This is a genomic window from Nocardia sp. NPDC057663, assembly GCF_042799895.1.
In the GTDB taxonomy this organism is placed as follows: Bacteria; Actinomycetota; Actinomycetes; order Mycobacteriales; family Mycobacteriaceae; genus Nocardia.
Genome location: NZ_JBHVHX010000017.1, coordinates 109,990 through 132,365, shown reverse-complemented (window position 1 = coordinate 132,365; position 22,376 = coordinate 109,990). Strand labels below are relative to the sequence as shown.

Here is a 22,376-nt window from a genome sequence, read left to right as displayed (position 1 = left end):
CACCTGACCCCCAGTCAGGTCGACTGACAGTTGACACCGCGGACGAACAGTCTTCGCGGGTCAGTTCTCGTGTGTGCGCTAACGGATGATGCCCGCGGTGCGGGCGGCGCGGAGCCAGTCGGGGAATTCGCCGAGGAGGCGGCCGTAGAGTTCGGCGTCGTCGACCTGGTCGATGTCGTCGAGGGCGAAGAAGCCGGCGTTGTCGACGACGCGGCCGTCGAGTTCGTCGAGGGTGCGCAGGACGCCGAAGTTGGCCTTGCCGAGGCCGATGAACTGCCAGAAGGCGGGCAGGGCCGCGGCTTCGCGCATGAGGGCGGCGATTTCGCGTTTCTTGGCGAAGCCGCCGTCGGTGAAGAACAGGACCAGAGTCGGGGCTGCGCCGGGGGTGAGGGTGTCGATGACGGCGCGCATCACCGGGAGTTCGTCGTTGCGGCCGCCGAGGCTGTCGTAGTGGATGCCGTCGTGGGTGCCGGTCAGGTGGAGGTAGGTCTGGGCCCACTGTTCGCCGCCCGCGACGGTGATGTCGGGCAGTTTGGCGAAGGTCAGCGCGTAGAGGTAGGCCTCGAGGGTGCCGTCGTCGTCGAGTTGGGTGGCGACCGGGATCATCCGTTCCACCACGCGGTGCACGGTGCCGCCGCGGTACAGCTTCTGCATGCTGCCGGTCTTGTCGATGACGAGCACCACTCGCGCCCGTGTGCCGAACGCGCTCTTGTCGATGAGGACCTTCGCGACCTCGCGCTTGCGCAGGTCCAGCTTCTCGCGCTTCTCGAACGAGAGCGCCGCCTCGCCGGGTACGGTCCGAACCTCCCACTGGCCCACAGCCGGTGCCGCCACCTCGGGCTCGTCGTCGACACTCACCCCGTGATCGGTGACCAGATCCGCGAACCCACCGGCATACCCCTGCCCGACAGCCCGCACCTTCCACTGCTCACCGCGCCGGTACAGCTCGAGCGCGATCACCACCGACTCCCGGTCGAGCCCCTCGATCACGTACTCGTACAACGGGTTCCCCGTCGCATCGGCCACCGACGCCACCGGTGCGACGGCACCGCCGAACGTATCCCCTTCGGCCGCAACGGTGATCACCGCGCGAATCTGCTCGATGTCGGCGGGTACGGCCGCGAACGTCACCACGAGCGCCGCCCCGTCGAGCCGAACCCCCGGCGCCTGGGGCTGATTGAAGAACACGAAATCGGCATCCGAGCGCACCTTCCCGGCCCCGGTCACCAGCAGCGCCGACAGATCCGCCGGGACACCGCCCCGCACGGTCAGCACTACGTCCGGCTGCGCCAACCCCGCGTTCTGCCCCTTCACCAGCCCAGCAGCCACCGCCACTCCTCATCCGTCGGCCGTCCTGCCCTCACCCTAAGGGCAGCGACCCACGCGGGCAGCGCGATCCCGCTACCGGGTACCGCTTTCAGCAGCGTTCGTACAGACGCGCGAAAGGCGTCGACTCCGGTGAGATATCGCGCCCGGGTTCCGGGCAGCCGCCGACCAGGACGACGAGATCGGGACCGTGCCGCGCGACGATGTCGTAGTCGACCACGGCACCGGGCCCGGCCAGGTACGGGAGATGCCGTTCGGCGAGTTCCCTCGCCTGGGCAGGACTGAATTCTTCTCTGTCAGGCGGGAATACCATGACTTTCATGGTGCGTCCCGCTGCGTCGGGCGGGTCGATCACCGACACCTCGACGATGGCCGGGGTGGGTGGATCGGTCAGGAGCCGCTCCCACAGTTCGAGTTCACTCTCGGACGGAAAGCGCGGGCGGCGGTCCCCGTGGACCAGACTGGGCTCCAGTTTCGAATGGCTCTTGGTCAACTTCTCCGAATGAACCGAGGCCACCGTCCAATCGTTGGATGCCAGTTCGGGAAAACCCTCGATGATCCGGCGCATCGCCGCCGTGGCGCGGCGGGGTTCGGTCTCCGATCCGGCGCGGACACTGATCATTTCGGTCAGTCCGTCCGCGTCGCCGGTGGCGGTGAACTCGCTGTTGGACCAGTGGATCCGCGCACCGGTCCGGGCCGCTGACAGCCGGGCCCAGTTGAATGCCCCGTTCGCTTCCACGTCCACGTTCCGCCCGAACCGCCAATCCCCGAAGTAGGAGTCCGTCCCCCGGTCGATGGAGATCAGGGTCGATTCGCCGTGATACTGCGGCGGGAGCTGCTGAGCGGCCATGACCCGGACGACGGACGCCGCCTCGGCTGGCGCGGCCTCGTCGTCGAGCCGCACGTCGAGCTTGGAGAGGTAGTACGAGTTGTCGCCGTACGGGAAGTAGTCGAACGAGTGTGACGCGTCGGCCACCCCGGGAAGGGCCGCGATCGCCTTCTCGATCACCCGCGACCAGCGGTTGCGCTCGGCTTGATCGGGACCTTGCGGGAACAGAGAACATCCTGTCAGCAGGATCGCCACCATCATCGACACGATGGTCGGCAGTGTGAAACGCATACCGCTCATCCTGCCAGCAGCAAGCACGGGTTTCGGGTCGAGCGGCAACGGCATCGACCATGGACACCCCGTCCGGGGATTGCAGACGTAGGAATTCGTCATCACCGCACGAATCAGTCTGCGGTGGAGGATGATCGGGAAAATGAGGTTCGATGTCGCGTTTCTGCAATACGCCGGCTCGGGTCCGATGCGGCACGAGGAGCGTCTACTCTCCGAAGGCCTGGCACGGCGCGGCATCCCGGTCCGCTACTACAGCATGAAGCGGATCCACCACCGGCAGTTGCCCTTGGGGCCGAGCACCTTCATCGCCGGCGATACCGACGCCATGCATGGTGCGATGCGCCAGCTGCGCATTCCGGTGCCCGAGCCCGACGACTACCCCGAGGCCCTGCGCGACTACCTCGGGCGCAGAGTGTGGACATCGACCCTGGGCGAGGTCGAGCGCGCCCTCGATACCGGTTCGGCGACACCGGTGTTCGTGAAACCGGCTGACCGACGCAAGCGCTTCACCGGAACGGTCTGCTATTCCGAACGCGATGCCACCGCGTGGCACAGCACCAGCCGGCGACGACGGGTCCGATGTTCCGAGGTCGTGGACTGGCGCACCGAGTACCGCGTCTACGTGATCGACGGACGGATCGTGACCGTCGACCACTACGACGGCGACCGCACCATCACCCTGGACATGAGCGTGGTCAAGTCCGCCGTCGCGGAATACCACCGGACCGCGACCGCGCCGATTGCCTACGGCATCGACTTCGGCGTGCTGGCCGACGGCCGCACCGCCCTGGTCGAAGCGAACGACGGCTACGCCCTGGGCGCCTACGACATCACCGCCGACGACTACACCGAACTCGTCATTCAGCGGTGGAGCGAGCTGCTCGCGAGCTCACACGCCTGAAGTCGCATCGCGCAGGAGGTAGACGAGTAGTGACCCGCGTCACACACCGTCACATCGAGTGGTCCGGTGGCGTCTTATGCCCGAAGCCCTCGAGTGAAGGAGAGACCGATGAGCGAGAAGATCGATGTGGTCGTGATCGGTGGCGGGTACGCGGGTGTGATGGCGGCCAATCGGCTAACGCAGCGGGCCGAGGTGGCGGTGACGGTGATCAACCCGCGGGCACGGTTCGTCGAGCGGATTCGGTTGCATCAGCTGGTGGGTGGGACCGACGACGCGGTCACCGAGTACAGCGAGGTACTGGCGACGGGTGTGCGATTGCTGGTCGATGCGGTGACCGGGATCGACGCGGCGGGGCGCACCGTGGCGCTGGCCGGCGGCGACACGATCGGCTACGACTACCTGATCTACGCGGTAGGGAGCGGCAGCGCGGCGCCTCGCGTCCCTGGCGCGGCCGAATTCGCCTATCCGATCGCGAGTTTGGAGGAAGCGCAGCGGCTGGCACCCGTGCTCGACGGCACGGCGGCGACGGCCACGGTGACGGTGGTCGGCGCGGGGCCGACCGGGATCGAGACGGCCGCCGAGCTGGCGGAGCAGGGTCGCGCCGTGACGCTGATCTGCGGTGATGTACTCGGCCCGTACCTGCACGCGCGCGGTCGGCGCGCGGTCGCCAAGCGGCTGACCGCGCTCGGCGTGACGATCCTCGAAGGCTCCGACGCGAAGGTCGTCGAGGTGACCGAGGATGCCGTGCGGCTCAGCGGCGGTCATATCCTCCGCAGCGCGGTCACCGTCTGGACCGCAGGCTTCGGTGTCCCCGACCTGGCGGCCCGCAGCGGCTTGCGCACCGACGCCGTCGGCCGTCTGCTCACCGACGAGACCTTGACCAGCATCGACGACGAGCGGATCGTCGCGGCGGGCGATTCGGCGGCACCGTCGAACCTGCCGTTCCGGATGAGCTGCCAGGCGGCGGGTCCCTTGGGCGCGCACGCCGCCGACACGATCCTGCACCGGATCACCGACCAGCGCCCCGACCCGATCGACCTGGGCTTCGCGGGTCAGTGCATCAGCCTCGGCCGCCACGCGGGCGTCTTCCAGTTCGCCGACAAGGACGATGCCGCCAAGTGGTACCACCTCGGCGGCCGCCCCGGCGCGAAGCTGAAGGAGTTCGTGTGCGGCCACACCATCAAGCAACTGGCCACCGAGGCGCGTAAGCCGGGCACGCATACCTGGGCCAAGGGTGACCAGCGTGCACAGCTGCTGCGGGACCGGACCGACACCGACGCGGCCCGATCCGCTGCGCCGATCGGGCACCGGTGATCACCCGGCAGATCGGCGACGATAGGCCCCGAGGACCGCACCAGGTCATCGGGGCCAACGGTCCGCTACCCGAACAGCGCCTGGCCGATGACTGGACGGTGTGGACTGGGCAAGCGCTCGAAGAGTTCGCCCAGGAGGGCTCAACCTCGCTGGGCACGGCGGAGGATTTCCTCGACGACATCACTCTTGGCGTTGGCGTAGTGCTGCACGAACTTCCAATCGTGCTGAGCCAGTTCCCGTTTGATCCGCTCGTAGTAGGCCCGGTCCTCGTCGTGAGTGCGAAGCCAGTCGCGGAAGGCGAGTATCCGCTCGATCTCGACGGCGCCTAGTTGTGGGGAGAAAACGTGCAGGTTGACGCTCCATGGCGCACCATCTTCTGTCCGCCGGATAAGGCAGCGGTGTTGATACCAGTTCGGTTCCCGGATGCGCAGCGTGTACCCGGCAGCCTCGAGAGCGGGAACGTATGCGTCCTCATCGGCGGTGTCCGGGACGACCAACAGGATGTCGATAATCGGCTTCGCCGCGAGCCCGCGCACAGAGGTCGAGCCGGTGTGCTCGATGCGCAGGACCAGCACGCCCAGCGCCGCTCGGATTGCTGCTTCCGCTTCGGAGTACCAGCTCGGCCAACCAGGGTTGTAATCCTCGATGAACACTGTGACCGCGTACGGTTCCAGCTCGCCGATGGTCGCGGCGGCGATCTCATCATCAGAGTCCGATGTCGCCACACATCACCCTAACCGGAGCACAAGCTCAGGCAGGTCTCTTCGATCAGCGAATGTGCCACCAACGTCCGGTCATGCCGATGAGCGATCGATGATCAGGCCGCCGAGGTGGAGGCGGCGAATCTTAGGATGGCGCGTGGGCCCGGGATGGTGGGCGCCGTCGAGATCGATGAGGAGCCGGTTGTGTCGGACACGTTCGTCGTTGCTGCTCGAATTCCCATGGGGCGGGAGGCATTCGAGCAGTGGCTGGAGACGCCGGCGCCGGGGCCGGAGGCCATCGAGAATCACGGCGCGATGTATGACCGGTGGTTCTGGGACGGGAAGACGCCGGATTGGCGGCAGGCCGAGGAGGGGATAACGCCTCGGGAGTATTTCGCCGACTGTTTCGGGGAGGACATCGGTGGGCTGACATACGTACTGAGGTATCGGGCGGGAGCGCTCGAGGCATATCTGATGCACTTCGGGTTCTGTGAGTCGAACATCTATACCGCGCTGGTGATGCTCGCCGCGGCAGGGCGGTTGAGCTCTGAGGTGGCGCCGAGCGCGGTGTTGTTCTGGGCCGAGACCAGCGGAGCGATGTTCGCGGCCGATTCGGACGGATGGCTGGCGACCCTGTTGGTAGGCGTCGACGGGGCGCGGTTCGCCGCCGATATCGATCTCACGGCGACGATCGCGCAGTTACGGACGGCCGAGGCGAGCTATTTCGATCTGCTCGTCCGGTTGGCCGAGATGGAGGAATCGGTTGGCGCCGACGGCGAGTCGAGCTTCGCCGCGATCGCCCGTGATCCACGGTATGTGGATGCTGCGGTCCTCGCCGAGAGTTGAGCGGGGGCGCCGCACAACCCGCACCGTCGAGTGGACAATGCCCGGACAACATATCTGCTGGTCAGCAGGGAAAAGTGGGGCGGGTGGGGCTCGAACCACCCCATCCAGGCTGGCGCCACAATGCGACAGCCTGGATGTGTAGAGAGCCGACCACCCAGGCCCGCGCGCCGCAACGCGCCGATGGCGCCGGGTAGGGGTCGCTACCCCAGTGTGAACACGTTGGCCTGCCCGGAAGCGACAGTGTCGTCGCGATCGACCAGCGCGACCCGCACCTGCACCTGCTGCCCCTTCGACAACGGCAGTCCGTCCAGGACGACCACGGCGGCATGTTGGGCTCCGTCGCATGTGACGGTGTCCTGCGTGCCGGTGGCCGACGGACTTTCTGCCCTGGGATCGCCCACCATCGCCTTGATGCCGACCACTCCGGCCGAGGCCTCGCAGCTGTAGTCGACCCCTACGCTGGCGGGACCGACGCCGGTGATGTTGATGGTGTTGTCGGCGAGAGCGGGGGCAGCGGCCGAGACAACGGCCAGCCCCATCGCTCCGAAAACACTCGTGATGAGGGCAGGGCGTCGGTAGTTCCGAATAGTCACCATGATCTTCGTCCTCCTGGATTAGCGGAAGTAGATCGCGGAACACAATCGAAAGAGACCGCGGCGCTCACCGCACCGCACGTCCATGTTCCCTCACCGCCACCCCACAGCAAAGAACCCCTCGATAATCAAACATCCGCTATGCCGCATGGCCCGCGCGTTCTCGGTGACAGATGTACTGATCAGATGACAGATCTAGTGGTCGGCCACAGGCGCCGACCCGACGTCAGCGGTCACGCGACGGAATGGTCAATCGAACGTATGCGGTCGTCCTTCAGCTCACGTATGTCGTCGAAATCAATGCCTCCCATGGGCCCCATGGGAGGTCAATAATCTCTTGGTGCACATGCACTGTACTGAACCAACTCGGCTGTAGATTGCCAAGATATTCGCAGGTCAGAGGGGGAAAGTGGGGCGGGTGGGGCTCGAACCCACGACCAGCGGATTATGAGTCCGCGGCTCTAACCGACTGAGCTACCGCCCCTGGTCGCGGGTGTCCGCGAACGAGTCGCATGGTACCCGGTGGGGTGCGAGGTTGACCACTCGGCGAGCCAGGTGGCGGGGCGGGGACGGGCGGGCGAGGATGGGGGCATGGCCGACATCTTTGTTCAGGTTCTGCGGGGGCATCAGTGGGTGTACGAGCACAGTGGTGGGCTGGTGGGGCACCGGTTGCTGTTCGGGAATCCGACCTTGTTGTTGCGGACGGTGGGGCGCAAGACCGGGCAGGCGCGGACCTCGGCGTTGACCTACGCCAAGGACGGCGCGGACTTCCTGGTGACCGCGTCGAACGGCGGGTCGCCGCGACCGCCGGGGTGGCTGGCGAATGTGAAGGCGCAGCCCGAGTGCGCGATCCAGGTGGGGACGCGCAAGATCGCGGTGACAGCGCGGGCGACCTACCCGGACGATCCGGACTACGCCCGGCGATGGGAGCTGGTGAACGCAGTCAACGGCGACCGGTACCGCGGCTATCAGACGAAGACGCGGCGACCGATCGCCGTGGTGGTTCTACAGCCGAAAACCGAGGCAGGCTAAGCCTTTTCGGTCTTCGGCTGGCGTTCGCGTGCCCGCTCCTCGCGGTCACGCCGCTCCATACTGCTCCCCGGGTGGCTGGCCAGCTTGATCACCCCGCCTACCAACAAGAGAACCGCAACTATCACCGCGATGACAATAATTCCCTGCACAGTATGAACTTATAGCGTATTCCGTTGCGGCGCACCATGAGTTACAATGACGCGCCGATCGTCAACAGGGTACGACCGAGCGCCGATCGGCTCTCGATCGCCGAATGTGCCTGTTCGACCTGGTCAATCGGAAACGTCTGCCCGACAACCACTTCCAGCCTCCCGGCGACGACGTCGGCCTGCGCGCGCCGGGCGAGAGCCGACCAGTCGATCTCACCGGCTGCGATGTCGAACAGTCCGAGTACCGTGACACCCCGGGCGGCAGCGGCATCGGCGTCGACCGTCGCGAATTCTCCTGCCGCGGAACCATATCCGAGGAAGATGCCCTTGTCGGCCGCGGCCGTCAGTGCCAGGCCGCCGATGGCCCCACCCGTGCCGTCGAAGACGACATCGGCTCCCCCACCGGTGATCTCGCGGACCTGCTGCTCCCAGTCGCCGACCGAGTAGTCGACGACAGCGGTCGCGCCGAGCCGTTGCGCGAGGGCGAGCTTGCCTGCTCCACGCGCCGCCGCGACCACCTTGGCACCCGCTGCCACCGACAGCTGGATGAGCAGGGTGCCGAGCCCGCCTGCGGCCGCGGTGATCAGGACCCACGAATCCGGTTGGACGGCAGCACGATCGAACGCCGCCAGCGCGGTGCGACCGTCGTGGGCGAGCGCGACGGCCTGCTGGGTACTCAGCCCGTCGGCGATCTCGACCAGCGTGGCGGCCTTGGCGAGCGACTTCTCGGCATAGCCGCCGGTCGGTACGCCGCCGCCGATGCCGCTGGCGGCGGTCTGGGTGACCACGCGCTGGCCGAGCCAGCCGGGATCGACCTCGGCGCCGACCGCGGAGACGACACCGCCGATCGCGCCGCCGGGCACATACGGCAGGCTCAGCGAGAAGTACTCCTGGCCCCAGCCGCTGCGCAGCCGGGTGTCGAGGAACATCACGTCGGCGACCTCGACATCGACGACCACCTCGGCCGGACCCGGTTGCGGCGCAGGGAATTCCCGCACCTCGAGCACTTCGGGACCACCGAATTCCTTGACCTGCACTGCACGCATCGCGACTCCTTCGTGGTGTTCACGGGACGCGTCCAGCATGGAACCTCGAGCGGAGTTCAGGTCAAGAGCGGTGCGGCGTGGATCACATGATCACGAACCGCCACCGCAACTGCTGCCACCACCGCAGCTGCTGCTCGACCCGCCACCACAACTGCTGCTCGACCCACCACCGCAGCTACTGCTGCTCGATGAGCCGCCACCACAGCCGCTGTTGCTGCCGCCGCCACAGCCGCTGGTCGAGCCACCTCCACAGCTCGATCCGTGACCGTGCGGCCCCGGCGACCCGTCGAACAGTCCGGCACTGCCCGCCGACCCGGCCAGCCAGCTCTGATCGGCGTACCCCTGATTGTTGCGGGGCGGGCTCAGCTTGCGGATCAGCACCACGATGGTCGTGACCAGCACCGCGACACCGATCACCAGGAACGCGACCACGATCAACAGCATCGAAAGCATGTCTGCAGGCTAGCCGCCCCGGCCGTCCCCAGCAGCACCTACGGGCGACCGCCCAGGGGGCTTACAGTGAATTCGTGGCGCTTTCGTTCCTCCGACGCGGTCCGCGACCGATCGACCTCACCACGGTCGACCGCACGGTCGCCGATCTGCACTTCCCCGACGCGATCTTCAAGACCTGCCCCTGGCAGCCGCGCGACCTCGTGGAAACCGGTCTGCGCCAATGGTTGCGGTGTTGCGGCGCGGCCATGCGCGACGACCAGGTGATCGGCATGCCCTCGCACGCGGTCGACGAGGCCTGGCACGGGTTCATCCTGTGCACCCAGCTGTACGCGAAGTTCTGCACCGAGGCCTACGGCCGGTTCCTGCATCACTTCCCCGACGGCGCGGGCGACAGCGCACCCGACCACGGGTCGATGATCGAACAGCTGGGCCGCACCGTGGTCGCCTGGTCGCTGGTGGCGCGACCGGACGAGCAGTGCGTGCTGTGGGACCTCGACCGCCAGGTCGGTGTCGAGAATCCGTGGGGCGTGGACGCCCGGCACGTCGCCGCCGTGGAGGAGCAACTGCGCCGGGCGTGACCGCCTGTCAGACCAGCTTCATCCGGCGAGCCGCGAACCGCACCGCGCCGGGCGCGATCCGGTTGATCCGGTACTGCACCCACGATTCCGGTGTCACCGGGACGATCTCGCGGCCGCTGCGCACCGCCTTCACGATCTGCGCCGCGACCTTGTCGGGGGTGTAGCCGCGCCGCTCGTAGAGCTTGTCGAACTTGCGCTGGGTGGCCGCCTCGTCCTCGGCGGAAACGCCCGAGATACGGGTGGTGGCAACGATATTGGTGTGCACGATGCCGGGGCACACGGTCGACACCGCGATACCGCGATCGGCCAGTTCGGCGCGCAGGCAGTCGGAGAACATGAACACCGCCGACTTGCTGGTGGCATAGGCGGCCATGTCCCGCTGCGGGCTGTAGGCGGCCATGCTGGACAGGTTCACGATGTGCCCGCCGAGGCCGCGCTCGGCCATCGCGGCGCCGAAGGCACGGCAGCCGTTCACCACACCGCCGAGGTTGATCCGCAGCACCCGGTCGAACTCCTCGGACGGGGTGTCGAGGAACCCGCCCGCCTGGCCGACGCCGGCGTTGTTGATCAGGATGTCGGGCACCCCGTGCGTGGCGATCACCTCGCCTGCGTGCTCGCGCACCGCGTCCTCGTTCGACACGTCGAGCGAATAGGCATGCGCGACACCATCTTCGGCGACGATGAGCTCGACGGTCTCCTTGGCCGCGTTCTCGTTCACGTCCGAGACCACCACCTCGGCGCCGAGCCGGGCGAAGGCCAGCGCGGTCTCGCGGCCGATGCCGCTGCCGCCGCCGGTGATCACGACCAGCTTGTGGTCGAATTCCTTCCGGCTGCGGCCGACCTCGGCGCGCGCGAGACCGCGGGGCACCTGCGCTCCGCCGAGCGCGTCGATCAGTTCGGTGGTGGCGGTGGCCAGCAGTTCCGGATGCGAGAACGGCATCCAGTGCCCGGCGGGTACATCACGGCGCCACAGGCGCGAAGTCCACTTGTGGGAATCGTCGTAGCCTGCGGGGCGCACGGCCACGTCTCGTCCGGCCACGATCAGCTGCACCGGCACCTCGGTGCGGCGCTCGCGCGGCGACAGCATGCGCTGGACGATGTTCGCGCGGTAGATGAGCAGTCCGTCGACCATGTCACGCCGGAACGTGGGGCCGAGCACGACATTGGCGGGCGCGGTGTCGTTCATGACGGCGACGGCCCGCTGCCACACCTTCTCGGTGCCGATGGCGTTGAAGGTGGCGCGCGGCAGCACCGGGGTCATGAAGAACGCGGTGTAGGCCGAGGACAGCGCCTGGGTCACCGGCTGCCAGATGTTGCGCGGGGTCGGCCGCGAGAGCCGATCGCGCGTCCAGGCGGCCAGGTGATCGAGGTTCGGTCCGGACACCGAGGTGAACGAGGCGATCCGCTCGGTGGCCTGCGGCTCGCACACGGCCTCCCACACCTGCACCGAACCCCAGTCGTGGGCGAGCACGTGGACGGGACGGTCGGGGCTCACCGCGTCGATGACCGCGTAGAAGTCGCGCGAGAGTTCCTCGAGCCGGAAGTCGGCGGTGCGCTGGGTGCGGGTGGATTCGCCGTGGCCGCGGGTGTCGTAGGCGACCACGTGGAAGCGCTCGGCGAGCCGCGGAATCACCTTGTCCCACAGGTGATGGGTGTCGGGCCAGCCGTGCACGAGCACGATGGTCTCGGCCGCGGCGTCGCCGTATTCGAACACGGCGAGCTCGAAGTCGCCGTTGCGGACGGTGCGCCGGTTCGCGGCCTGGGTGGTGTCGACGGTCATATCTCTTCGGACTCCTTGTCCTGGAATCGAATTCACAGGTCGAGCACCAATCGCTCACCGTGCGAACGGGATACGCAGGCGAGCATCTCGCCTGCGGCGTGGTCGTCGTCGGAGAGTGTGTTTTCCCGATGGTCGGGCGCACCGGCCAGTACCCGCACCACGCAGGTGCGGCAGAAGCCCTGCCTGCACGAGTAGGGCTGGTCGGGGCGGGTCTCGAGGATGGCATCGAGCGCGCTGCGGTCGGCGGGCACCTCGATTACCGCACCGGTGGAGGCGAATTCGATCTCGAACGCGGTGCCGTCGACGATCGGCGGCGGCGAGAACCGTTCGAAATGCAGTTCCACGTCGGGCATCGTGCGGACCGCGGCGACGATCGCCGAGGTCATCGGGGTGGGGCCACACGAGTACACGGCGGTGCCCGCGCCGACGCCGGGCAGCAGGGCCGCCGCATCGGGCAGGCCGTGCTCGTCGTCGGTGCGCACGGTCACGTGCTCGCCGAAGCTCTCCAGCTCGGCCAGGAACGGGATGGTGTCGCGGGAGCGCCCGGCGTAGACCATCGTCCACGGCACGCCGAGCCGGTGCGCGAGCCGCGCCATCGGCAGGATCGGGGTGATGCCGATGCCGCCCGCGACGAAATGCAGTCGCTGCGCGGGCGAGCCGTGGCCGGGCACCGCGAACGGGAAGGCGTTGCGCGGGCCGCGGACCACGAATCGGCTGCCCACCGGCAGTTCGTCGTGCACCTCGAGCGAACCGCCGCCGCCCTCGGGGATGCGGCGCACCGCAATCCGGTAGGCCCGCGTGTCGGCGGGGTCACCGCACAGCGAGTACTGACGGAGCCGGCCCGAGGGGAGCTCGAGATCCAGGTGCGCGCCGGGCCGCCACGCGGGCAACTCCCCGCCGTCCGGCGCCTCCAGTCGCAAGCTCACCACGTCCTGGTCGTGCGCGACGATCCGGCGCTCGGTGACGACCACCGGGAACCGGCGATCGTCGACACGCGGGCGCACATCGCGGCGGTTGACCAGGGCGCTCCAGCCCAGCCGGGCCGTCGCGATCGCGTGCAGCACCCTGGTGCTGGGATCGTGGCGGTGCTTGCCGTAGAGGTCGCCCGGCAGCGTCTCGGGTACGTCGCGCACTGTCACGAAGCCGCCGCCCGCGCGGCAGGCGACTGCGCGAGGTAGGCGACGGCCTGCGCGGTCGAGCCGACATTCTCCGGGCTGTAGCCGGGCTGGAAGGTCGACAGCGCGCTGATCAGCAGCGACGGGATGCCGGGGAGCGCACCGCGCCACATCGCGGCCAGGATCGCGGCGATGACCCGCGGATAGCCGTGATCGGGCAGCCGCGGATCCTGCTGTACCAGGAACTTCGCGCCACGCACCACCAGGGCGATGAAGATGGGGAACACCAGCACCATCGAGGCGCACCGGCGCACGTAGCCGACACCGAAGTACTCGGCGACATCGTGGGCGACGTTGCGATGCTCGACTTCCTCGGCGCCGTGCCAGCGGAACAGGTCGGCCATGCGCGGGTCGGCACCGAACTTCTCGAGGTCGGCGTTGATCACCCAGTCGCCGAGCCAGGCGAAGAAGTGCTCGAGGCAGGCGATGAACGCGAGGCGTTCGATCAGCATCTGCCGTCCGGCGCGGTCGTCGCCGCCGCGGGGGCCCAGCGTCTTGCGGAACAGGTATTCCATCTGCCGCACATAGGGACTCGCGTCGATGCCGTTGGCGGTGAGCACGTCCCGCAGGACCTTCTCGTGGGTCTCCGCGTGCATCGATTCCTGCCCGATGAAGCCGAGCATGTCCTCGCGCAGCTTCTCGTCCTTCACGTAGGCCAGTGCCTCGCGGTAGGTCACGATGAACATGCGCTCGCCCTCGGGCAGCAGCATGTTCAGCGCGCTGATCAGGTGCGACGCGTACGGTTCGGCCGACATCCACTGCAGGTCGACGCCCGACCAGTCGAAGGTCACGTTGCGGGCGTGCAGAGCGACCTTGCCGGGATCTACCTCCGGTCGCCGTGCTGCCCGGCGAAGTAACTTCATCGGTACTCCTCGTCCTCCCGCGCGATACTCCTTCGAGCACCAGGCGCTACGGTGCGCCGGTCGTGCGGTACCGCAATAATACATGTAAGTAGTATTTGAAGTAACACCTAATTACGTGGCGTTTTGGCCCGGCGACGAAGCCGGCGCAGCAGTACACCCGGGTCCCAGGCCCCGCCGCGTCCCCGCGTCAGCGGGTAGCACGCGAAGCCGATGACGGCGGCGCTCGCGTGCCCGATATCGGTGAAGGTCTGGCTCAGCAGGATCGGTGGGATCACCACGGCGAACACACCGAGGACGTACAGCCAGCGCCACGGCCGCACCAGCCGGTAGGCCAGCACGGCGGCGACACCGGCCAGCGCGTAGCTGACGCCGACGTCGAGGGTGTACACCGCCCGCTCCGGCGCGTCGTCGTTGCGGATCGCCCACAGCAGCACACCTTCGCTGAGATAGGTGGCGCCCACGTGCGCGAGCACGGCGACCACCAGCCAGCGCAGCGTGCCGAGCCAGCGCTCGGCATTGGCGTGGAAGATCGTGAACAGCACCGCGTAGCCGAGCCAGCCGCCGCCGTCGGTCCAGAACGCGCTGCCGATCAGCACCCGGAGGGGGTCCTCGCCGAGGTGGTGCAGATTGGTCGACCGGTGCCCGAGCCAGACCCTGGCCTCCTCGGGCGTGAGGCGATGGATGACGACGGTCGTCACCGCCAGCGAGGCCAGCCACAGATACGTCCCCGGCGCGCTGCGCAGCCACCCCCAGATCCCGGCCGCCGCCGCGCCGGCTCGTGCCCGCCCGCTGCCCGATGCGCTCACCTTCGCCAGTGTGCCGGACTCCGCTGCCGTTTCCACGTGCGAAGCCCGGGTAGTCGGCAAACAGAAACACCCGATCGAGACGCGGAGGTGTAGCTATGCCGCAGCAAGCATGGAGTAACAAGCGCGAACGGCAGTACAAGCACATCAAGGAATCGCAGCAGGAGCGCGGCGTCGGCGAGGACAGGGCCGAGGAGATCGCGGCGCGCACGGTCAACAAGACGCGCGCACAGTCCGGGGAGGCCGAGCGGTCGAGCAAGCTCTCCCGCACCGACACCTCACCCCAGCGCCGCGGCGGCCAGCGATCCCACCGCAAAGGTCCGCGCGGCCTGACTCGCGACCAGCTCTACGAGGAGGCCCGGCGCCGCAATATCGACGGTCGCTCGAAGATGAACAAGCAGGAACTGGCCCACGCCCTCGGTCGCGACTGACATCCTCGAAGGTTCGCGATGCAGATCGGATTCGAACTGGCCGCCGAGGCAGTGGGCTTCGACCTCATCGAGATGAGCGGCTGACATCGCGTCGACGAAACGGGCAGGTGAGCACGGTGATCCGGGTCGGCACCTCCGGCTGGCAGTACCGCGACTGGCGTGGCGTGCTGTATCCGGACGGTCTGCCGATGCGATGCTGGCTCGAGCACTACGCCGACGCGTTCGGCACGGTCGAATCGAACAATGCCTTCTACCGGCTGCCGAGCCGGGAGACCTTCGCCGCGTGGCGGGAGCGGACACCGCCGGACTTTCTGGTGGCGGTGAAGGCCAGCCGCTTCCTCACCCACATCAAGCGGCTGCGCGAACCCGAGGAACCCGTGCGGCGCCTGCTCGACCGGGCCGACGGACTCGGCAAGCAACTCGGCCCGATCCTGCTGCAACTACCGCCGACCCTGCGCGCGGATGCCACGCTGCTCGACGACTGCCTGCGCTGCTTCCCCGCCTCGGTGCGGGTCGCGGTGGAGCCCCGGCACGAATCGTGGTGGACCGACGACATCCGCGCGGTGCTGGAATCCCGGCACGCCGCACTGGCCTGGGCCGATCGCGACTCCCGCCCGATCACCCCGCTCTGGCGCACCACCGACTGGGCCTACCTGCGCCTGCACGCGGGCCGCGCGCACCCGGCGCCGCACTACGGTCGCCGCGCGCTGGACAGCTGGGTGCACCGGCTGCTCGACACCTGGCCCGGTGCCGCCGACATCCACGTCTACTTCAACAACGATCCCGGTGGCGCGGCCGTCCGCGACGCGATCACCTTCGCCCACCTCGCGGACGGGGCGGGCGCGCGCGTCACCCGCGTGCCCGGGGCCGCGCGGGCCCCGGGCACGGCGGACATCCGGATCACCAGCCCGGGTCGACGTCCATCGGAACGTTGATCCAGCTCGGGCGGGCCGGGTCGAGTTCGAGGTGCTGGGTCCGCAGGCCGCTCTCGTTCAGCAACGGCCGCAACGGGATTCCGCTGGGGAAGTTGCTCGCGAACACGTCGACGCGCAGGCGGTGACCCGGCAGCAGGACACCGTCGGTGGCCCGGATGCCGATGTCGATCGTGGTCGGCTCGCCCGGCACGACCGGCTGACGGGTGGCCAGGGTGAGAATCGGGTACGGATCGGTGTAGTCGCCGTTGGGCGAGCGCGTCGACTTGCCGTCGTCGACCGCGCGCAGCGAGGCCACCAGCTGACCCTGCGACCAGACGGTCGAACGACCGTCGGGCGCAACGTCGTTCACCGTCACCGTCCAGTAGCCGTCGGTCGCGTCGAGCACGGTGTTCAGATGCGCCGCGATCGAGCCGGAGATCCGGGTCGGCTGGGTCACCGGAGCGGTGGTGAAGGTCAGCGCGGCGCCTTCACTGATCCTGGCGTCCTTGGCGCAGACATCGGGCAGCGGAATCAGACCGGCCGTACCCTGGGCGGCATCGCGCGAGCAGATGGTGGTCAAGCTCGGGTCGACCGAAACCCGCTGGGCGGCACCGGGTGCGGTGACCAGGCTGCCGTCGTGCCTGCTGCCGGGCGCGGTTCCCGAGGACGCGCCGTCGAGGTACAGCCGCCGGTGCTGCATGCCCGGCCGCGGGAACGCGACGTCGGTGGTCCACTGCTCGCTGCCCTGCTGCCACAGGGTGACCGGCTCGTAGCGGTCGATGCCGTTGTCGATGCCCTTGAGCCACTTGTCGAACCACGCGCGCTGCAGCGATTCCAGCGGCGCGGGCGCACCGGCCTGACCCAGGCCCGAGCTCACGGTCACGTGATAGACGTTGCCCATGACGAGCTTCTTCTGCTCGGCGGGCACATCGACGGCGTTGTAGATGCGCGGGGTCGAGTAGGTGAAGATGTCGTGCCAGCCGCCGTAGAGGAAGGTCGGCACCCGCACCTGATCCGGCGCACCGACCCAGGCCGTCCGCAGCGGGCTCTGATCGTCGAGGATCGCGGCCATCTCCGGCGGGATCTGGTCCACGCTCGGGGTGGTCAGCGCGGCGATGAGCACATTGAAGAAGGTGAACGGGTCACGCAGCCGGTCGCCCAGCCAGGTCCAGTCGAACTTGCCGGTCAGAATCGACACCAGGTCCGGCAGCAGTTTGGACCCGTCGACGGCGAGCAGCCAGGCCGGGATGAAGCCGATGCCGAGCGCGCCACCGGGAGCGGCGACATCGCGGATCAGGTCGCTGCCCGGCACGATCGGGAAGATCGCCTTGAGCGCCTCGGGCTGACGCTGCGCGGTGTGCAGCTGGTTGATCCCCGAGTAGGAGATGCCGCTCATCCCGATCTTGCCGTCGGACCAGCGCTGCTCGGCCGCCCAGTCGACGACCTCGACGCCGTCGAGCTGTTCGCGTTCGCCGAACACCTGCCAGGTGCCCTGCGAGAAACCGGTGCCGCGCACGTCGACGACCACCTGGGTGTAGCCGCCGCGGATCAGGTTCCGGTCGACGCCGAAGGTGCGGGCGGCGCCGCCGGGCAGCGCCTTCATCATGTCGCTGAGGCTGCTGAAGCCGAACGGCGAGAAGTCCAGGTTCTGCAGGACCGGCATCAGCAGCTCCGACAGGCCCGGCACGGCAAGCGTCGAGTCGGCGATGTTGGACACCAGCTTCGTGTACGGCGTCATGTTGACGATCGTCGGCGTCGGCTCGGTGATCGGCTGACCGTCGGCACCCGCCGGGTGATAGACGTTGGCTTTCAATACCGTTCCGTCACTCATGGTGATCGGCACGTCCCATTCGATGAAGACGTTCGGGTATTGCTGCGGCCCGTTGTGGGTGGCGACGAACTGCGCGTCCAGCCCGTCGGTGGCCGGCAATGCCTGGCCCACCGGCGCCGACGCGACCGCCCCCGCGAACACGACGACAGATGCGACCAGCGCGGCTAGTCGCCCTCGATGTTTGATCATGCTTCGGTCTCAGCCCTCCACCATCGGGAACCACGACGTTCCCGTACCGGGAAGTAACGTAGCCTGCGTCACGTTCGATCGCAAGAACATGTTCCCGGCCCACCCCTCGCACCGACCAGCCGCCGCGCCGACCACCTCGGGCCACCTGACAGAATCGACGATGTGAACGCGCCCGAACTCGATGCCGACGGACGCAGATACCGCGGCGCCGCTCCGGGGCAGCGTCAGCAGGAGCGCCGCGCCCGGCTGATCGACGCGGCGACCGAGGCGTTCGGCACCGACGGCTACCGCAACACCACGGTCACCACCATCTGCGCCGCCGCCGGCGTCGGCAAGCGGTACTTCTACGAATCCTTCACCGACAGCGAGGATTTGCTGCTCGAGGTGTATCGCGAGGTGGCCGCGCGGATGCTCGAGGCGATCCATGTCGGCATCGGCGACGTCGACGCCGAGATCGCCACCAGGGTGCGCAGCGCGCTGACGGCGTACTTCCAGCTCATCCGCGACGACCCGCGAGTGCCGAGGATCGCCTTCTTCGAGATCCTCGGCGTGAGCCCGACCGTCGACCGCGCCTATCACGATGTGCTCGACGCCCTGATCGACATCTGCATGGCCCTGCTGACGCCGTATGTGGACCTGGACAACCATCCCGCCGTGAGCGTGCGGATGGTGGTTCTCGGGCTGGTCGGCGCGATCCTGATCATCGCCCAGAAATGGGTGCTCGACGACTACCGCCAGCCGCTGGAAGACGTCGTCGACAGCGGATTCCTCGTGGTGACCGCCGTGCTGGAGCGGATCGGATCGGTCACCGAATAGCGGTGCGCTAGAGCGCTTTCCGTGCGCCGATGCCGTCGAGCAGGGCGGTGAGACCGAACCGGAAGCTGCTGTCGGGCGCGGCGTTGTAGCCGGTGCCCGCGGCACGCTCGATCCGGGCGCGCAGCCGGGGGAACGTGCCCGCGATCTCGGTCGCCTCGGTCATCGCTTGCGCCAGTTGCGCTTCCGGGTCGGCACCGCCTTTGCTCAGCCGTCTGCGCAGGGAGACGTTGGCGGCGGGACCGGTCGCGTTACCGAGGACGAACAGGAAGATCGCGGTGACGGCGCGGTCGGCATCGCCGTCGTCGAATCCGGCGGACTCGAAGATCGCCAGCGCGTTCTCGTCGTGCCGGGATTTGTTGGGGCCGTAGAGCAGATGACTCGCCTGCGCCTGCACGAGCCAGGGGTGCCTGGCCAGCGCCTCGTACATCCCGGTGGCCATCGTCTCGGCCGCCGCACGCCAGTCGGCGGCATCCGGGTCGGGCAGGTCGATCTCGCCCCACACCTCGTCGACGGCCAGGCGCACCAGGTTGTCCTTGTTCTTCACGTGCCAGTACATGGCGGTCGCGGCGGAGTCCAGGCGCTGGCCGAGGCTGCGCATGTTCAGGCCGTCGAGGCCTTCCTCGTCGAGCAGTTCGATCGCCGCGCCGACGATCTGTTCCCTGGTCAAGGTGTCGCGTGCCATGTCGCCACGATAGGCGCGCGCCGCCGACTTTCACAAAGTTCAAGACATCACTTGCACTTAGTTCAAGTCGCGAGCTATGGTTCTTGCACTTAGTTCAAGTCGGATCGGAGCACCCCATGAACACCCTCCTCGCCGCCATCGAGATCGCCATCGCCGCCGCCTTCGTGAGCATGCCGATCGTCCGCCACCGCTACGGCAAGGCCGCCATGGCGACCGCGCAGGCCGAGCTGTCGCGCCAGGGCGTGCGCACCACGGCGCTGCACGAACACGGCATGCGCTTCGACGCCAGCGGACACGAGAGCGCAGCCCCGCTGAGCGTCGCCGCGATCATGCTCACCGCGGCCGGGCTGAACCTGGCCGGCCTCGACATCGCCCGCCCGGTGAGCTGGGTGGTGCTGGCCCTGGTGTTCCTCGGCAACTGCGTGATCGTCTACAGCAACCACACCGCGGTGCGGTCGGTGACGGCCGCCTTCGCCCGCACCGGCGATTCCGAGCTGGCGCGGATCGACGTGCCCGCCCTGCTCGACCGCGCCGAAGCCGGGTTCCCGGCCTGGACCTGGACTCTCCAGAAGGTCCGCAACACAGTGGTTTTCGGTGGTGCCGTCGTCGGACTGGCGCTGTCGGTCCTCGGCTGAGATCCCCTCCCCGAAGCCCCGGTTCCGGCCGGGGCTTCGTCGTGCGCGGAGTCCGTCAGCCGATCCCGGCCGTGAACTCGGCGAACCGCGCGGCGATGCGGTCGGGGTATTCGCCGTTGATGGCGTGCGAGGCGTCCGGCCACACCTCGACCTGGGCACCGGGGATCAGCCGGGCGGTGGCCGCGGCCTCGGTCGCGTCGTGCACGATGCTGCGACCGGCGAACACGGCCAGCACCGGCACGGCGAGCTCGCCCAGTTCTTCCTCGGTCGGGCGCGGCAGCAGCGGCTGGGCGTCGCGGTAGTCCTTCATGCCGGAGGCGATCAGCCTGCCCTCGGGGACCGATTCGTCGACGGGGGCACCGCCGGAGATCCAGCTGAGCAGGCGATTGCGCAGGCGCCCCGGCATCGCAGGGATGGCGCTGCCCAGCGAGACGATGATCATCTTCCAGCTCAACCGGGCGAAGGTGTTCGCCGGATCGAGCAGGGTGATCGAGGCTACGCAGTCGGGGCGGTGCATGGCGGTCTGCACGGCCAGGTTCGCGCCGATGCTCACACCGAGCAGATGGGCGCGTGGAACACCCAGTCCGGCAATGGTTTCGGAGACCCAGGTGGCCTGATCGAGTCCGTCGATCAGCTCCCTGGTCTGGCCGCTCGCGCCCGGCTCGCCGACGCTGTCCACCGACCAGACGGTGTGCCGCGCCCGCAAGCCGGGCAGGTTGGTGGCCCACATCGGGGTCGATGCCTGTCGGCCGGACAGCAGGACCACCGGCGTGCCACCGCTGGGGCCGAACCGGTAAGCGCGTACCTGCCCGAACGAGGTCGGCACCGCCGCCATCGCGTCGGGCTTCGGTAGTTCCGCCATGCCGGCGCGGTAGGCGGCGGCGAACCGGTGGAAGCTCGCCTGGTCGGTGAAGTACCCGACCTTGTCCGCGGGTCGACCGATCGTGGGATCCAGGAAGAACTCGTCCTCGGCCATGCCGCCGAGCGTAGTCCGCGCACCTGGGCCACGTGGTGCACCCGCGCGAATCAGCGTCCGCGTAGCAGGGCGACGATCGCGTCCTGGTCGAGGCGTTCGGCGTTCTGCAGTGCGGTGCGGCCGTCCGCGTCGCGGATCTGCGGATCGGCGCCGGCCGCGAGCAGTGCGGTGACGGTTTCCTGATAGCGCTGCGAGCCGTCGCCGTAGACGATCGCCTCCTGCAGTGCGGTCCACTGCGGCTTGTTGACGTGATCGACGTCGACGCCGGCTGCGATCAGCATGCGCACGGTGCTCACGTGCCCGTGCTCGCTCGCCGGGATGAGCGCGGTGCCGCCGTACCGGTTGACACTGCGCAGGTCGGCGCCGTGCCGCAGGGCCGGCTCGAGGATCTCGTCGAAGCCCTCCGCGCCCGCGTACAGGTACGCGGAGTCCTGCAGGTCGTCCTTGGCGTTCACCTCGGCGCCCGCGTCGATCAACGCCACCGCGGCCGCACTCGCCCGGTTCTTGGTCGCCGCGACCAGCGGGGTGCGTCCCTTGTCGCCGCGCGTCTCCAGATCGGCGCCGCGCGCGATCAGGTCACGCACCCGGGCCGCGTCGTTGTCCGCGGCGGCGGCGAACAGTTCGTCGTCGAGACGGTGATCGAGCTGCCGGGTGGTCTGCGGCGCCGGGGCGGCCTGCGCGGATACCTCGGTGGTCGCCGAGGCTTCGGCGGCGGGCGGCACGTCCGGGTCGGCGGAGCAGGCGCCGATACCCACCGCGAGCACCGCGAGCGCGAGCATGCTGGTGCCACGCACTGTCGGGCGAACCGGATTCATGGTTTCTCCTCTGGTCAGGTCTCCTCCACCGTGCCCACCGGGTCCCACCGCGTCCAGGACGCAGTGCCGATCGCCGCCATCGACACCGTCTATGACGAGCTGGTTGACCAACCCGGCTCCCCGGGCAACCCTGAGATATGACTACTCACGAGGATCAGCGACTCGACGAGGTCATCGAACGGTTGACCATCCGTTACCCCACGATCGCCCCCGCCGAGATCGCCGACATCGTCCGGCACACCTACGACCACTTCGCGAAGGTGCACGTCCGCGACTTCGTTCCGCTGCTCGTCGAGCATCATGTGCGTGCAGAGCTGGGCACGCCGACCGGCGGGATCCCACCCATCCCGGACTGATCGCGCCGCGGGACCGCTAGCGTTGGCGGAGAATTCGCCGACACTGAGGAG

General features: G+C 68.4%; 24 protein-coding genes and 1 tRNA gene. 10 read left to right on the top strand and 15 right to left on the bottom strand.

Going from position 1 to position 22,376, the window contains the following annotated elements:
* Positions 1-78 precede the first annotated feature (78 nt).
* Together ACFVAV_RS27685 and ACFVAV_RS27680 are read right to left on the bottom strand one after the other, a co-directional pair.
* Entirely contained in the window at positions 79-1,329 is a 1,251-nt protein-coding gene (locus tag ACFVAV_RS27685; protein ID WP_379038430.1) for a VWA domain-containing protein, read from the bottom strand.
* Between the two features lie 88 nt (positions 1,330-1,417).
* A complete protein-coding gene (locus ACFVAV_RS27680) occupies positions 1,418-2,683 on the bottom strand; it encodes a hypothetical protein (RefSeq protein ID WP_379038428.1) in 1,266 nt (421 codons plus the stop codon).
* A 19-nt stretch (positions 2,684-2,702) separates the two neighbouring features.
* Between ACFVAV_RS27680 and ACFVAV_RS27675 the strand changes: the two genes are divergently transcribed.
* Positions 2,703-3,347 carry an ATP-grasp domain-containing protein gene (locus tag ACFVAV_RS27675; RefSeq protein WP_379038427.1) on the top strand — a complete coding sequence of 215 codons (645 nt, stop codon included), beginning with the start codon at positions 2,703-2,705 and terminating at the stop codon, positions 3,345-3,347.
* Positions 3,348-3,455: 108 nt separating this feature from the next.
* Positions 3,456-4,661 carry an NAD(P)/FAD-dependent oxidoreductase gene (locus tag ACFVAV_RS27670; RefSeq protein WP_379038426.1) on the top strand — a complete coding sequence of 402 codons (1,206 nt, stop codon included), beginning with the start codon at positions 3,456-3,458 and terminating at the stop codon, positions 4,659-4,661.
* 140 nt (positions 4,662-4,801) lie between these two features.
* Here ACFVAV_RS27670 and ACFVAV_RS27665 read toward each other — a convergent pair whose 3' ends face one another.
* Positions 4,802-5,386, bottom strand: coding sequence for a GrpB family protein (locus tag ACFVAV_RS27665; protein ID WP_379038424.1), 585 nt, complete (start codon positions 5,384-5,386; stop codon positions 4,802-4,804).
* A 144-nt stretch (positions 5,387-5,530) separates the two neighbouring features.
* On the opposite strand from ACFVAV_RS27665, the gene ACFVAV_RS27660 reads away from it, so the two are divergent.
* Positions 5,531-6,208 carry a hypothetical protein gene (locus ACFVAV_RS27660; RefSeq protein WP_379038422.1) on the top strand — a complete coding sequence of 226 codons (678 nt, stop codon included), beginning with the start codon at positions 5,531-5,533 and terminating at the stop codon, positions 6,206-6,208.
* Between the two features lie 200 nt (positions 6,209-6,408).
* On the opposite strand, the gene ACFVAV_RS27655 is transcribed toward ACFVAV_RS27660, so the two are convergent.
* Positions 6,409-6,747 carry a hypothetical protein gene (locus tag ACFVAV_RS27655; protein ID WP_379038421.1) on the bottom strand — a complete coding sequence of 113 codons (339 nt, stop codon included), beginning with the start codon at positions 6,745-6,747 and terminating at the stop codon, positions 6,409-6,411.
* 464 nt (positions 6,748-7,211) lie between these two features.
* Positions 7,212-7,285, bottom strand: a tRNA-Ile gene (locus ACFVAV_RS27650).
* A 107-nt stretch (positions 7,286-7,392) separates the two neighbouring features.
* On the opposite strand from ACFVAV_RS27650, the gene ACFVAV_RS27645 reads away from it, so the two are divergent.
* A complete protein-coding gene (locus ACFVAV_RS27645; RefSeq protein ID WP_379038420.1) occupies positions 7,393-7,833 on the top strand; it encodes a nitroreductase family deazaflavin-dependent oxidoreductase in 441 nt (146 codons plus the stop codon).
* A 190-nt stretch (positions 7,834-8,023) separates the two neighbouring features.
* On the opposite strand, the gene ACFVAV_RS27640 is transcribed toward ACFVAV_RS27645, so the two are convergent.
* Together ACFVAV_RS27640 and ACFVAV_RS27635 are read right to left on the bottom strand one after the other, a co-directional pair.
* Positions 8,024-9,028 (bottom strand): zinc-binding dehydrogenase, encoded by a 1,005-nt coding sequence (locus tag ACFVAV_RS27640; protein WP_379038419.1) that lies wholly within the window; start codon positions 9,026-9,028, stop codon positions 8,024-8,026.
* A 90-nt stretch (positions 9,029-9,118) separates the two neighbouring features.
* Positions 9,119-9,481 carry a hypothetical protein gene (locus tag ACFVAV_RS27635; RefSeq protein ID WP_379038418.1) on the bottom strand — a complete coding sequence of 121 codons (363 nt, stop codon included), beginning with the start codon at positions 9,479-9,481 and terminating at the stop codon, positions 9,119-9,121.
* A 74-nt stretch (positions 9,482-9,555) separates the two neighbouring features.
* Between ACFVAV_RS27635 and ACFVAV_RS27630 the strand changes: the two genes are divergently transcribed.
* A complete protein-coding gene (locus ACFVAV_RS27630; RefSeq protein ID WP_379038417.1) occupies positions 9,556-10,059 on the top strand; it encodes a hypothetical protein in 504 nt (167 codons plus the stop codon).
* A gap of 7 nt (positions 10,060-10,066) precedes the next feature.
* On the opposite strand, the gene ACFVAV_RS27625 is transcribed toward ACFVAV_RS27630, so the two are convergent.
* From ACFVAV_RS27625 to ACFVAV_RS27610, 4 genes are all read right to left on the bottom strand, one after another.
* A complete protein-coding gene (locus tag ACFVAV_RS27625) occupies positions 10,067-11,839 on the bottom strand; it encodes an SDR family oxidoreductase (RefSeq protein ID WP_379038416.1) in 1,773 nt (590 codons plus the stop codon).
* Positions 11,840-11,871: 32 nt separating this feature from the next.
* The gene (locus ACFVAV_RS27620) at positions 11,872-12,978 is read right to left on the bottom strand and encodes a PDR/VanB family oxidoreductase (protein WP_379038415.1); all 1,107 of its coding nucleotides are present in this window, start codon (positions 12,976-12,978) and stop codon (positions 11,872-11,874) included.
* Positions 12,975-13,877 carry a metal-dependent hydrolase gene (locus tag ACFVAV_RS27615; RefSeq protein ID WP_379038414.1) on the bottom strand — a complete coding sequence of 301 codons (903 nt, stop codon included), beginning with the start codon at positions 13,875-13,877 and terminating at the stop codon, positions 12,975-12,977. Before ACFVAV_RS27615 ends, ACFVAV_RS27620 begins: the two co-directional genes overlap by 4 nt.
* A gap of 107 nt (positions 13,878-13,984) precedes the next feature.
* Entirely contained in the window at positions 13,985-14,683 is a 699-nt protein-coding gene (locus ACFVAV_RS27610; protein WP_379038413.1) for a rhomboid-like protein, read from the bottom strand.
* Between the two features lie 95 nt (positions 14,684-14,778).
* On the opposite strand from ACFVAV_RS27610, the gene ACFVAV_RS27605 reads away from it, so the two are divergent.
* Both ACFVAV_RS27605 and ACFVAV_RS27600 read left to right on the top strand, forming a co-directional pair.
* The gene (locus ACFVAV_RS27605; RefSeq protein ID WP_379038412.1) at positions 14,779-15,111 is read left to right on the top strand and encodes a plasmid stabilization protein; all 333 of its coding nucleotides are present in this window, start codon (positions 14,779-14,781) and stop codon (positions 15,109-15,111) included.
* 116 nt (positions 15,112-15,227) lie between these two features.
* Entirely contained in the window at positions 15,228-16,046 is an 819-nt protein-coding gene (locus ACFVAV_RS27600; RefSeq protein WP_379038446.1) for a DUF72 domain-containing protein, read from the top strand.
* On the opposite strand, the gene ACFVAV_RS27595 is transcribed toward ACFVAV_RS27600, so the two are convergent.
* Positions 16,012-18,045: a CocE/NonD family hydrolase gene (locus tag ACFVAV_RS27595; RefSeq protein ID WP_379038411.1), complete on the bottom strand. Its 2,034-nt coding sequence runs from the start codon at positions 18,043-18,045 to the stop codon at positions 16,012-16,014. The two genes, ACFVAV_RS27600 and ACFVAV_RS27595, sit on opposite strands and share 35 nt — an antisense overlap.
* A gap of 162 nt (positions 18,046-18,207) precedes the next feature.
* Between ACFVAV_RS27595 and ACFVAV_RS27590 the strand changes: the two genes are divergently transcribed.
* Positions 18,208-18,861 (top strand): TetR/AcrR family transcriptional regulator, encoded by a 654-nt coding sequence (locus tag ACFVAV_RS27590; protein WP_379038410.1) that lies wholly within the window; start codon positions 18,208-18,210, stop codon positions 18,859-18,861.
* Positions 18,862-18,868: 7 nt separating this feature from the next.
* Here the strand turns inward: ACFVAV_RS27590 and ACFVAV_RS27585 are convergent, their stop codons facing one another.
* On the bottom strand, positions 18,869-19,543 hold the full coding sequence (locus tag ACFVAV_RS27585) for a TetR/AcrR family transcriptional regulator C-terminal domain-containing protein (protein ID WP_379038409.1): 675 nt from the start codon (positions 19,541-19,543) through the stop codon (positions 18,869-18,871).
* 116 nt (positions 19,544-19,659) lie between these two features.
* Between ACFVAV_RS27585 and ACFVAV_RS27580 the strand changes: the two genes are divergently transcribed.
* The gene (locus tag ACFVAV_RS27580) at positions 19,660-20,178 is read left to right on the top strand and encodes a hypothetical protein (protein ID WP_379038408.1); all 519 of its coding nucleotides are present in this window, start codon (positions 19,660-19,662) and stop codon (positions 20,176-20,178) included.
* 55 nt (positions 20,179-20,233) lie between these two features.
* Here the strand turns inward: ACFVAV_RS27580 and ACFVAV_RS27575 are convergent, their stop codons facing one another.
* Together ACFVAV_RS27575 and ACFVAV_RS27570 are read right to left on the bottom strand one after the other, a co-directional pair.
* Positions 20,234-21,154: an alpha/beta fold hydrolase gene (locus ACFVAV_RS27575; protein ID WP_379038407.1), complete on the bottom strand. Its 921-nt coding sequence runs from the start codon at positions 21,152-21,154 to the stop codon at positions 20,234-20,236.
* 50 nt (positions 21,155-21,204) lie between these two features.
* On the bottom strand, positions 21,205-21,969 hold the full coding sequence (locus ACFVAV_RS27570; protein ID WP_379038406.1) for an ankyrin repeat domain-containing protein: 765 nt from the start codon (positions 21,967-21,969) through the stop codon (positions 21,205-21,207).
* Between the two features lie 137 nt (positions 21,970-22,106).
* Between ACFVAV_RS27570 and ACFVAV_RS27565 the strand changes: the two genes are divergently transcribed.
* A complete protein-coding gene (locus ACFVAV_RS27565) occupies positions 22,107-22,325 on the top strand; it encodes a three-helix bundle dimerization domain-containing protein (RefSeq protein ID WP_379038404.1) in 219 nt (72 codons plus the stop codon).
* Positions 22,326-22,376: the final 51 nt, after the last annotated feature.